Here is an 11,344-nt window from a genome sequence, read left to right on the forward strand (position 1 = left end):
GCTCATTGCATTCAGTAATGCGAATCGTTAGCATTTGCGCCTCATTAATACGAGGTAACAATGCTTATGAAAACTCCGGAGTCACGAGTCCTGCTTCTGGCCCTGACGATGGCAGTTCCCGGGACGGGGCTGGCGCAATCGAAGGCCGATAACTCCGCGGATGACAAGGCGGACAGGCTGCCTGATCTGGTCATCAACGCGACCCGCAATAAAAGCACCGTTGGGGAAACGCCCCAGAAAACCACCATCATTACCCGGGAACAGATTGAACAGCAGCTGGCGATTTCCAATGATCCCGGAGAGGTACTTGGCAACCTGATCCCTTCCTATTCACCGGGCCGGCAAAAACTCTCCAACGCCGGCGAAACCTTCCGGGGCAGATCGCCACTGTTCCTGGTAGACGGCGTGCCCCAGAGCAATCCGCTGCGGGACAGCGCCCGCGACAGCTACACCATCGACCTGGAGCTGGTGGAACGCATCGAAGTGATTCACGGGGCAAGTGCAGAGCATGGCCTTGGCGCCACCGGCGGTATCATCAACTTCGTGACCAAAAAGCCAGAGAGTGGCGAGATCAACCAATCGGTTTCCGCCAGTGTGACCACGGACGACGATGTGAAATCCGATGGCCAGGGCTACAAGGTCGGTTATCGTGTCAGCGGTCAGCAGGACCGTTGGGACTATCTTGTAGGTGGTAGCTTCCAGGAACGCGGCGTGTTCTACGACGGCAAGGATCGTCCCGTGGGCGTGGCCTACCCGGGGGAAATCCAGAACTCCGAAAGTTATGACGTACTCGCCAAGCTGGGTTACTGGCTGGATGATGACCAGAACATCGAGTTTTTCATCAACCGATTTGAGCTGGAAGGTAATGGCGACTATGAGCCGGTGCCCGGCGACCGTGCCAACGGCGTGCCCACCACAGCCCGCAAGGGCAATCCCGATGGAGATCCCGGTTATAACGAGGTAACCACGGCTCGTCTCTCATACTCCCACGGCAACTGGCTGGGCAATGAGGTTGACGCTCAGCTGTACAGCCAGACGTTCCGGGCACAGTTTGCCACGACTCCGTTCTTCCCTTATCAGGATGCGGATGGCAATGCCCGGTTTGACCAGACCCGTAACGAGTCCGACAAGCTTGGCGGCAAGTTCACCCTCACCCGGCGTGGTTTGCTGGATAACCGCCTGAGCCTGACTGCGGGGCTGGATGTTCTCCAGGACGAAACCCAGCAGGATCTGGTGCATACTGGTCGCACCTATGTGCCGGAATCCCGGTTCCGTAATTACGCTGTATTCCTGCAGGGTGACCTTGCAGTTACCGAGGATCTGACCCTGCACAGTGGTGTTCGTCATGAACAGGCCGAACTCAAGGTAGATACCTACAACACCATCGATCGCAGCAATGTTACCCAGGACAATGTCACGGTTCAGGGGGGTAACCCGGACTTTGATGAAACCCTGTTCAATGCCGGTGTGGTCTATCAGTTGACCGACTGGGCCCAGGTGTTTGCCAATTACTCCGAAGGCTTTGGCATGCCGGACGTGGGACGGGTGCTCAGGGGGATCAGTGACCCGGGCCAGGACGTCGACAACCTATTGCAGCTTCAGCCTATTGTGACCGACAACCGCGAGATCGGGACCCGATTCGACTGGGATCGCTATCACCTGGAAGTGAGCTACTACGAGTCGGACTCGGACTTCGGTGAGCGACTGACCGAGAAAAACGGCGTTTGGGTCGGCAACCGGGAAAAAACCGAGATCAAGGGTGTGGAAGTCACCGCCGACGCGGACCTGACCGCCGCGCACAATCTGGCGTTTTCCTACACTTATGCATCCGGCAAGTCCGACACCGATGGTGATGGCAACGTCGATACCAAGTTGAGCGGTATCAGTATCGCGCCGGAAACCCTGCGTCTGAGCTGGTCAGCGGCCTGGACCCAGGCACTTTCCAGCCACCTGCAGTTCAGCCAGTTCCTGGATCGCAATGTGGAAGGTGACGAGCTGGACTTCGACGGCTATGGACTGCTGGACGGCACCGTGGCCTATAGAACCGGGGCGGGGAAAGTGTCCCTGGGCATTGAGAACCTGCTGGATAAAGACTACTTCACCTACTATTCCCAAGCCGCCCGGGTCAGTGACGAGTATTACTTTCAGGGTCGTGGCCGAACCATCACGCTGGGTTACCAGCTGGATTTCTGAAGACCTACCACTCTCAAGCGCAGCCCCGGGGGTATCTTGTCCCGGGGTTCGTTTTACCTCCCCTGCATTGTCTTCAAGTCCCATCGCGCCTGAGTCGGTAGAGCAGATAAACGAAAAACGGCGCGCCGATACCGGCGACAAAAATACCAGCGGGCAGGTCCCTTGGTATAAAGGCAACCCGCCCGATCCAGTCCGCATAGAGAAGAATCAGTGCCCCGATCAGCGCCGCAACCGGTAACAGCCCCGTATACCCACTGGTGATCAGGCGACGTGCCATATGGGGTGCGATCAGACCGATAAAACCGACGGCGCCGGCATAGGCCACTGCTGAACCCGCCATGGCGACTGCCAGCACCAGGAACATCAACCGATGACCCTGCAAGGCGCTGCCCAGACCCTGGGCCATATCGTCCCCCATGGATTGGGCATCCAGGTGCCTCAGCCGGAGCAGTGCCAGCGGCCAGCACAGCACCAGCCAGGGCGCCAGCGCCGTGACGTCATGCCATTGCGAGGCATAGAGGCTGCCGGTCAGCCAAATGTAGGCGTCCATGGCGGTTGAGTCGGGGCTGAGCACCAATAACAGGGTGGTGACGGCGGTCAGGGCTGCCGCAAGGCCGACACCGACCAGAACCAGCCGCGAGGGGCTGACGCCTTTTTGCCAGGCCAGTAGGGTGATGCACAGGGCCACCGCGAATGCCCCGCCCATGGCGACGGGCGCCAGCAGCAGTGAGGTGCCGGTTACACCACCGAGCCAGAGAAACAGGACGGCGGCCGCCGAAGCGCCACTGGTAATACCGATGACGTCCGGGGAGGCGAGCGGGTTTCTCACCAGGCCCTGGAGAATCAGCCCGGCGGATCCCAGGGCGCCCCCCACCAGAATGGCCATGACAATCCGGGGTAAGCGGATCTCCAGAACGATCAGCCCGAGGTCGGAGGTGCCGGGGGATACCAGTGCCTCCAGAACATCGGCCAGGGATGCGGGGTGGCTGCCCGAACTCAGCGCGAGGAGACTGCTGACGGCGAGCAGCGCCGCCAAAGCCAGGGTGACGCCCAGTACCCGGACGTTCAGTTTTATCGACCAGCGGTCACCGGGGCTGCGGAGAACAACGGAACGGGTCATGATGACTTTCTCACCTGTCGCGCAAGGTGGAGGAACAATGGCGTGCCCAGCAGGGCGGTCATGACCCCCACCGGAATTTCCTGCGGCGGAATGACCAGTCGCGCAACGGTATCCGCAGCTAGCAACAGTGCGGCTCCGAGCAACGCCGACGTCGGTAGTACCCAGCGGTGATCGGTTCCGAAAAGCCCTCGTGCCATGTGGGGCACAATCAGGCCAACAAACCCGATCAGCCCGGCCATGGCCACCGAGGTTCCTGCCAGCACAATCACCACCAGACCGGTCAGCAACCGCACCTGGCCCACTCTCAGGCCCAGGCCGCGGATGACCTCATCGTCCAGCCCCAGCAGGTTCAGTTGAGGGGACAGCAGCAGCGCAACAATCAGTGCAATACCAAACACCGGCAGCAAGGGCAGCACTGCGTCCAGCTCGCGCCCGGACACCGATCCGGCCAACCAGAACAGGATGCTCTCAAAACGGTCCTGGTTGAGAATCAGCAGGCCCTGGGCGAAGGACACAAACAGGGCCGTGACGGCGACACCGGCCAGAACCGTCCGCACCGGGGAAATGCCACTGCGCGCTTCCTGGCCCAGGAAATACACCAGCAGAGCGGCGATGGCGGCGCCGACAAAGGCCGCCCAGACCAGTTCGGACGGGGACACCAGCGAGAACAGCGTAGCGCCGACCACCACGAAAAACATGGCCCCCGCATTAATGCCAAGAATACCGGGTGACGCCAACGGGTTGCGGGTGAGCGTCTGTATCAGGGCGCCGGCGATGGCCAGGCCGGCGCCGACGATCAGTGCTGTTACGGTGCGTGAGAAGCGCTCGGTCCGAATGACCAGGTGCTCCAGTGAGCCAGGGTCATAATCCAGAAAGCTCCCCAGTAGCATGTCGAAGGACACCTGAATGTGCCCGAACAGCAGGCTCGATATGGCGGCCAGCAACAACAGGACCAGGCAGGCCAGCGTGCCGGAAGCCCTTGCGATCAGGGACGTCAGCATTGGGCACACTCCCTGTCCTCTGGCTGTCCAAGATCATAGTGTTCGTACAGTTCGTCCAGCATCCGGTTGGCCGCGATAATGCCGGCGCCCATGTTCCAGGTGACGGGATCAACCCGGTAGACCTCGCCGCGCTGGGCCGCGCGCAGGTTCTGCCACAGCGGGTGGCTGGTCCAGGCTTCGTAGGTGCGTTGCACGGAGGGATCGTCGTCCATGAAGATAAACACCGCCTCGGCATCCATGGCCGGAATGCTTTCCTGACTGGTGAGTTTTATGCCCCAGCTCTCCTTGCGGTGATCCGGCGGCGCGACGAATCCCAATTCATCAAGAACCGTGCGGGCGAAGCCGCCATAGTAGATGCGCGCGTGATCGGCGCGGAAGCTGAGGATCGCCACTTCCTGGGGCCAACGGTCACCGAGCTTGCGACGGATCCGGGCCTGGAAGTCCTCTACGCGATCCTGCCATTGAGCCAGCAATTGCTGCCCGCGCGTGGTCCGCCCGGTGGCGTCCGCCATCAGTTTTAACAACGCTTTGAAGTTGTAGAGTTCTTGGGGAACGACGGTAGGGGCAATGCGGGTCAGCAATGGGTAAATGGTCCGGTGCCGGTTGCGGGCACCGATGATAAGGTCCGGTGACAGCCAGGCAATACGCTCCAGATCCGGCTGGGTTTCGAGCCCGAGGAAGCGGACGTCTGGCAGGTCTTCCCGTAGATAGTGATACATGGGTTTTTCGGTCCAGGATTCCACCACCCCCACTGGCTCAATACCTAGTGCGACGGCGGTATCGGTAGCGCCCTGGTAAAGGGAAACAATGCGCCCGGGCTTGCCCTCAATGGTTGTCTTGCCGAGTGCGTGTTCCACGATGGTGACAGGGCCCGTAGCGCTTGCCGGGACTGGCCATAGCCATCCCGTAGCGATCAGGAGCAGGCCGGCGTAACGGAGCATGATAAATCCGGTTGGTTAAAGGTCAGCGATGGTTGACCGATTTGATAATGAGAATAGGAGATAATATCATTTGCGTATCCCGGAAAGCGACGCCAATATGCCCTTTGATCGACATTCTTCCAGTTCATCCCCTGCTGATTCGCACCGCTTATGTGGTGAGGCGTTGTCCGTTGGTTACAACGGCAGCGAGGTACTGACGGATGTGGATTTCACTCTTCAGGACGGCAGCGTCACCGTATTGCTAGGCCCCAACGGCAGTGGCAAGTCAACTTTGCTGAAAACCCTGGCGAGAACGCTTGCGCCCAATGCGGGAAAGGTTCTGCTGGACGGCGGGGATATCCACCGGCAGTCCACCCGGTTGGTGGCACAACGCCTTGGCATCCTGCCGCAGAGCCCGTCCGCACCGGACGGATTGACGGTGCGGGAACTGGTCGGACTGGGGCGCTTTCCCTACCAGAGCCTGATGCGCCAGTGGTCCCGGCGTGACGAAGCTGCGGTGGAAGAAGCCATGGCGGTTGCCGATGTGACCCAGTTTGCCGATCGTCCGGTGGATGCCCTCAGTGGCGGGCAGCGTCAACGTTGCTGGATTGCCATGGTGCTCGCCCAGGACACGGATCTGTTGCTGCTGGATGAGCCCACCACCTTTCTTGACCTGAAAGTTCAGGTAGACCTGTTAGAATTGCTGGTATCTCTGGCACACCATCGAGACCGGACGCTGTTGGTGGTCCTGCACGACCTGAACCTGGCGGCGGCTTACGCTGACCGGCTGGTGATGATGAAAGCGGGCAAGATACTGCACAATGGTGCGCCAAAGGATGTATTTACCACCGAAAACCTGAAAGAGGTGTTTGATCTGGATGCGCAGGTTATACATGAGCCTATCAGTGGTCGCCCGGTCTGTGTGCCCGTGAAACGTTCGTTGGCGACCCCCGGGGCCGTTGAGCCATTGGCAGCAACCGTATGAGTGCCTCCGACCATCAGTTCTGCTCCGTTGAAAGTCTTCGGGCCGGTGACCCCCTTGCCGGGACCGGAACCCATGTCGCCAGCAACCTGCTCATTAGTTGGCCCCGTCCAAAATGGTCCCGCAGCCTCCGCCTGGCCATCGATATGGACGAAGACCTGACACAGCAGGTAGAGCAGCTTGCCGCCAGCGGCCGGCGGGTGAACCTGATCGACCGACGTGGCTGGTCGGCCCGCCGCCATCGGATCTATCAACTGCCGGAAGGCCGGTATTTCGATGTGGACCGTAGCGATCTTGCTGATTTCCTGGCAGCGGTGGAATCCGGCAGTGATCTGGCCAGCTGGGCTGGTAAGCCGATGACAGAATCATTGGTGCTTTGCTGTACCCACGGCAAGAAAGACAAATGTTGCGCCAAGTTCGGCTACGCTGCCTATCGTGAGCTTGCGGCCACGGTAAACGACCGGGATTTGCCCTTTGAAGTCTGGGAGAGCTCCCATCTGGGTGGTTGCCGGCTGTCGGCCAGCGTGATGGTGTTTCCCGCCATGCGCAAATACGGTCGGGTGGCACCGGAACATGTCTTGCCTCTGCTTGAGCATGAAGCTGAAGGTATTCCCTACTTGCCCTGCTATCGCGGGCAATCCCGGCTGAGCCAACCCCAACAGTGCGCCGAGATTGCGGCATTGGAGTGGTTGGCGGAGCGCAGGATTAGCGCGAGTCTGACGGTCGGGACCGATTCAGATTCTGGCAAGGGAGAGGAAGAGACCGTACGGGTGGACTGGATGGCGGCTGATGCTTCGGGGGCGCTGATTGTCGAGTGCGGAACCACCGAGGTGATGCGGGTGGATACCTGTGCCGACCTTGATGAAGGCCCTACGCCTTCACTTTGCTGGAAGGTAAACGACATCAGGCCGCTGTAGCGGCCTGATGTCCCCCCTGACCTTCAACCCATGACTGACCAACTTCACACTGGATTGGTAGCCAGGATCTTTTTCAGGAAATCCTTGGTACGGGGATCCTTCGGATTGTAGAAGATTTCGCTGGGTGGTCCCTGCTCCACAATGCGGCCACCATCGATAAAGATCACCCGGTCGGCCACGTCCCGGGCGAATGACATTTCATGGGTGACCACCATCATGGTCTGGCGCTCTGAGGCCAGCTGTTTCATCAGCCCCAACACTTCCTCCACCCACTCGGGGTCCAGGGACGACGTCGGTTCATCAAAGAGGATGACTTCGGCGCCGGCGGCCATCGCGCGGCCAATACCGACCCGTTGTTGCTGGCCCCCGGACATGGACGCCGGATAGGCATCTGCTTTTTCGCCCAAGCCGATTTGATCAAGGATCTCGCGCGCTCTTCGATAAGCCTTTTCTTTGGGCCATTTATCCACCACCAGCAGACGTTCAGCGATGTTCTGCAGGGCGGTTTTGTTGGCAAACAGCGCGTAGTTCTGGAATACGAATGCGGTTCGCCGCCGCATGGAGAGAATATCCGCTCGACTGGCCTGCTTTACATCCACGGTAAGATCGCCCACGGTCATGGTACCGGCGGTGGGTTGTTCCAGGAAATTGATGCAGCGCAGCAGGGTGGATTTGCCGGTTCCCGAGGGACCAATGATCACGACGATTTCGCCTTTCTCAATCGTGAGGTCGATGCCGTCGAGGACCACCGTCTTGCCAAAATGTTTGCTCAGTGATTCCAGTTTGATCATCGGCTATAGGCCTTGTTCAGGCGGATCTCCAGGTAGTGCTGAAGCTTTGAAAGCAGTTCAACCACGATCCAGTAAATGATGGCAGCCACAATGAACGCCTCGAAGTACAGGAAGCTGCCTGACGCCTCTTTCTGGGTGGCGCCCATCAGTTCCGTGACCCCCAATGTGAATGCGAGAGAGGTCGCCTTGATCATGTCGATGAAATAGTTCATCAGCGTGGGCAGCGCGACCCGGGTGGCCTGGGGCAGGACGATCCGCCGCATCATCTGGCCGTTGGTCATGCCGATCGACAGCGCCGCTTCAGTCTGGCTGCGGTCGACACCAACGATGGCGGCACGGATCGATTCGGCCATGTAGGCGGAGAAGTGCATGGTCAGGCCCATGATGGTTGCGGTAATGCCGTCTATTACGGTTAATGCACTGACCAGTTGTGGCAAACCGTAGTAGAACAGGAACAGCTGCACCAGCAGCGGTGTGCCCCTGAAGAAAGAAATGAATACGATGGTCAGCTGGTTGAGCACCGGAATGCGCAGCACCCGGACGACGGCAAACAGGCAGGCGAGAATCAGCGCCAGGACCATCCCGATACCCGCTAACTGCAGAGTGAGGGGCAGGTACCTGAGCAGAACAGGTACCAGCCCAAGCATGTAGTCGACGTTCAAAACGTCCATAGGAAATCAGACCTCGGTGTGCCCCTCAGGGCTGGGTGATGTCCGTGCCGAACCACTTCTCTGAAATGGACGCCAGGGTTCCGTTGTCACGTAGGGTCGCCAGGGCTTTGTTGACCTCGTCCCGCAGGGCTCGCCCGGCCTCAGTATCCTGGAACGGGTAGGCGTTGGTGATCTGGGAGAACGTTGGGCCGGCAAGTGCGAGCGGCAGGGGCTTCTCCTTGATGATCTGACTGGCGCTGACCCTGTCCATCACGAAGGCATCAACACGGCCAAGAGCTGTGTCCCGTTCCAGGTTGCTGTCATAGGTCTTGATGTTGATTTCATCGGCGTAGGGCAGCTCCCGTAGCAGGTCTTCGAAATTCGAGCCCAGGTTCACTGCGACGGTTTTGCCCTTCAGGTCTTCCACACCCTGAATCTCGGTGTTGCCTTCCTTGACCACCACCTGGGCGCCGTCATAGACGTAGGGATCGCTGAAAATATACGCTTTCTGGCGTTCTTCGGTGATGGTGATCTGGTTGGCGACAGTATCGATGCGCCCCGATTCCAGCATGCCAAACAGGCCGGAAAAGTTGGCGGTTTGGTACTTGATGTCCCGCCCCATCTCTTTGGCCAGGGCGTTCATGATATCGACGTCAAAGCCTTTGAGTTCATCCTGCTCAACAAACGTAAACGGGAAATACTGGCCGGACATCCCGACTCTTAACGGGTTATCCTGCGCAAGCAAAGGTGCGCTTGCCAACAGGGAGATTATCATTAACGTAGTGACCAATAGTGTTTTCATAAAGCCTCCTTTCGGCGGGTATCGTACCTGAAGCATAGACTGGGGTTAAAATTGGGCAATGACACTAAGGAGTTATGCCGAGGTCTGCTGAACACGTGTTTTTAATTTGACGACAAAGCGAGGAATACCATGGTCCATGATCAGGTAAAGGACTATTACGGGAAAGTGTTGCAAAAATCCGATGACCTGCAGACCAATGCCTGTTGCACCGATGAAGCCATGCCCGGTCATCTGAAGCCGATTATTGGCAAGATCCACGATGAAGTGCTTATGAAGTATTACGGTTGTGGCCTGGTAGCACCGGAACAGTTGGAAGGCATGCGGATTCTTGATCTTGGCAGCGGTTCTGGCCGGGACGTTTATGCACTGGCTGCCCTGGTCGGGGAGTCAGGGGAAGTGGTCGGCGTCGATATGACTGATGAACAGCTGGAGGTGGCGCGCCGGCACGTGGATTACCATGCCGATGCCTTTGGTTTTGCCAAGCCCAATGTCCGTTTCCTCAAGGGCTATATCGAGAAACTGGACGAGCTGGATCTCGAGCCCGGCAGCTTTGACATCATCGTCTCCAACTGCGTGATCAACCTCTCTCCGGACAAACCAGCGGTATTGAAGGAAGCCTATCGTCTGCTGAAACCGGGTGGCGAAATGTACTTTTCGGACGTCTATTCCGATCGGAGAATTCCCGAGTCTCTGGTTAATGATCCGGTGTTGTACGGCGAATGCCTCAGTGGCGCACTGTACTGGAATGATTTTGAGAATATGGCAAAAGCCGCCGGTTTTGCCGACCCGCGCCTGGTGAAAGACAGTCCCATCACCATCAACAGTGCCGCGCAAAAGGAAAAAACCGGCCCGATCCGCTTTTTCTCGGCCACCTACCGGCTGTTCAAGCTGGAGGGCTTGGAGCCGGCTTGTGAGGATTATGGCCAGGCGGTTATCTACAAGGGTTCCATTGCAAACCACGAACATCGTTTCGTACTGGACAAGCACCACGACATCGCCGCCGACAAGGTGTTCCCGGTGTGCGGTAACACCTACCGTATGCTCCATGACACCCGCTTCCGTGAACACTTCGAGTTTATTGGAGAGGGCAAGACCCACTACGGCATCTTCGAAGGTTGTGGTGTCGGCCTGCCATTCGACAGCGATCAGGCCGACAGTGACAATAACCCGGGCGGGGGCTGTTGCTGAGCGCCGGCCACCGCCGTAGGCTCACTGATCCTCCCACTCGATGGCCCGGTAGTCGAAATCGCCCTCAATGGTGGGTTTGATAATCCGGAAATAGGGTGAGGCATCAAAGTCCCTCGGCGTGAACAGGGAGTGGTGCTGGATACGGAACCGCTCAATCTCGCAGTCCTCGCAGTCCGGGTCATCCGCCGGAAGTGTTTTAACCACTGGCAGGATCGGATAGCGCAGCTGCTGGAACCCTTCGGCAATAAAGGTTGAACAGATGGCCCGGGTGGGATCACCGCTCCCGAATGCCAGCAGTTTGTGTCTGTGACGTGCTGGCACCGGGGGTGTTGGAAACAGATACCGTGCCAGATCAAACACGTTTTTCATGTCGTATTGCTGGCCCTGGCGGAGGATGGCGTATTCCGTCAACTGCTGAATGTCACTGGCACTGAGGCCGACCGGTCGACAGATGCGGGTGTGAGCATGACGGTAAAAAGACAGTGGTAGCGGGCGAATGCCTTCTTCAAGGTCAGCCTCAATAAGGACGTTAGGCTCCCCGCTGTCTGCAATTCCCAAGCCGGCCTCCGGTCCGAGATACAGGGCTGCGTGAGACCAGGTGGACTGGGTCAGGTACTTGATCGCGACACTGACCCGCGTGTTCCCATCCACCAGCAGAACGTCTCCCGGCTGAATGGCATCGATCAGTGCTTCCCAGGTTGATGTCCTGATGGAATGCCGGGTGATCTGTTTGGAAAGGTAGGCGGCCAGTCGTCTGGAAAGCCAGTTCAGAAGCATGCA

11 protein-coding genes are annotated in these 11,344 nt (G+C 58.6%); 4 read left to right on the top strand and 7 right to left on the bottom strand.

Annotated features, from left to right (window positions below; all coding sequences use genetic code 11):
• The first annotated feature begins 60 nt into the window (after nucleotides 1-60).
• Nucleotides 61-2,193 carry a TonB-dependent receptor gene (locus tag ACJO3M_RS12940; RefSeq protein ID WP_407001769.1) on the top strand — a complete coding sequence of 711 codons (2,133 nt, stop codon included), beginning with the start codon at nucleotides 61-63 and terminating at the stop codon, nucleotides 2,191-2,193.
• 73 nt (nucleotides 2,194-2,266) lie between these two features.
• Here ACJO3M_RS12940 and ACJO3M_RS12945 read toward each other — a convergent pair whose 3' ends face one another.
• The 3 genes from ACJO3M_RS12945 to ACJO3M_RS12955 are packed head-to-tail and all read right to left on the bottom strand — an operon-like array spanning nucleotide 2,267 to nucleotide 5,255.
• A complete protein-coding gene (locus ACJO3M_RS12945; protein WP_407001770.1) occupies nucleotides 2,267-3,313 on the bottom strand; it encodes a FecCD family ABC transporter permease in 1,047 nt (348 codons plus the stop codon).
• Nucleotides 3,310-4,314 carry a FecCD family ABC transporter permease gene (locus ACJO3M_RS12950; protein ID WP_407001771.1) on the bottom strand — a complete coding sequence of 335 codons (1,005 nt, stop codon included), beginning with the start codon at nucleotides 4,312-4,314 and terminating at the stop codon, nucleotides 3,310-3,312. The genes ACJO3M_RS12945 and ACJO3M_RS12950 overlap by 4 nt, the downstream gene beginning before the upstream one ends.
• The gene (locus tag ACJO3M_RS12955) at nucleotides 4,308-5,255 is read right to left on the bottom strand and encodes an ABC transporter substrate-binding protein (RefSeq protein ID WP_407001773.1); all 948 of its coding nucleotides are present in this window, start codon (nucleotides 5,253-5,255) and stop codon (nucleotides 4,308-4,310) included. The genes ACJO3M_RS12950 and ACJO3M_RS12955 overlap by 7 nt, the downstream gene beginning before the upstream one ends.
• 97 nt (nucleotides 5,256-5,352) lie before the next feature.
• Here ACJO3M_RS12955 and ACJO3M_RS12960 point away from each other — a divergent pair, with 97 nt between their 5' ends.
• The gene (locus ACJO3M_RS12960) at nucleotides 5,353-6,219 is read left to right on the top strand and encodes an ABC transporter ATP-binding protein (protein WP_407001952.1); all 867 of its coding nucleotides are present in this window, start codon (nucleotides 5,353-5,355) and stop codon (nucleotides 6,217-6,219) included.
• The gene (locus tag ACJO3M_RS12965; RefSeq protein ID WP_407001774.1) at nucleotides 6,216-7,133 is read left to right on the top strand and encodes a ferredoxin family protein; all 918 of its coding nucleotides are present in this window, start codon (nucleotides 6,216-6,218) and stop codon (nucleotides 7,131-7,133) included. The genes ACJO3M_RS12960 and ACJO3M_RS12965 overlap by 4 nt, the downstream gene beginning before the upstream one ends.
• Nucleotides 7,134-7,177: 44 nt before the next feature.
• On the opposite strand, the gene ACJO3M_RS12970 is transcribed toward ACJO3M_RS12965, so the two are convergent.
• From ACJO3M_RS12970 to ACJO3M_RS12980, 3 genes are read right to left on the bottom strand one after another with little or no spacing between them, the layout of a single operon-like run.
• Nucleotides 7,178-7,924: an amino acid ABC transporter ATP-binding protein gene (locus ACJO3M_RS12970; protein ID WP_407001775.1), complete on the bottom strand. Its 747-nt coding sequence runs from the start codon at nucleotides 7,922-7,924 to the stop codon at nucleotides 7,178-7,180.
• Nucleotides 7,921-8,595, bottom strand: coding sequence for an amino acid ABC transporter permease (locus ACJO3M_RS12975; protein ID WP_407001776.1), 675 nt, complete (start codon nucleotides 8,593-8,595; stop codon nucleotides 7,921-7,923). The genes ACJO3M_RS12970 and ACJO3M_RS12975 overlap by 4 nt, the downstream gene beginning before the upstream one ends.
• Before the next feature lie 25 nt (nucleotides 8,596-8,620).
• A complete protein-coding gene (locus ACJO3M_RS12980; protein ID WP_407001777.1) occupies nucleotides 8,621-9,376 on the bottom strand; it encodes an amino acid ABC transporter substrate-binding protein in 756 nt (251 codons plus the stop codon).
• A gap of 129 nt (nucleotides 9,377-9,505) precedes the next feature.
• Between ACJO3M_RS12980 and ACJO3M_RS12985 the strand changes: the two genes are divergently transcribed.
• Nucleotides 9,506-10,564 (top strand): methyltransferase domain-containing protein, encoded by a 1,059-nt coding sequence (locus tag ACJO3M_RS12985; RefSeq protein ID WP_407001778.1) that lies wholly within the window; start codon nucleotides 9,506-9,508, stop codon nucleotides 10,562-10,564.
• A gap of 21 nt (nucleotides 10,565-10,585) precedes the next feature.
• On the opposite strand, the gene ACJO3M_RS12990 is transcribed toward ACJO3M_RS12985, so the two are convergent.
• Nucleotides 10,586-11,341, bottom strand: a complete 756-nt coding sequence (locus ACJO3M_RS12990) for a YiiX/YebB-like N1pC/P60 family cysteine hydrolase (RefSeq protein WP_407001779.1) — start codon at nucleotides 11,339-11,341, stop codon at nucleotides 10,586-10,588.
• Between the last annotated feature and the right edge of the window lie 3 nt (nucleotides 11,342-11,344).

Source organism: Marinobacter alkalisoli (assembly GCF_045449795.1).
Lineage (GTDB): Bacteria > Pseudomonadota > Gammaproteobacteria > Pseudomonadales > Oleiphilaceae > Marinobacter.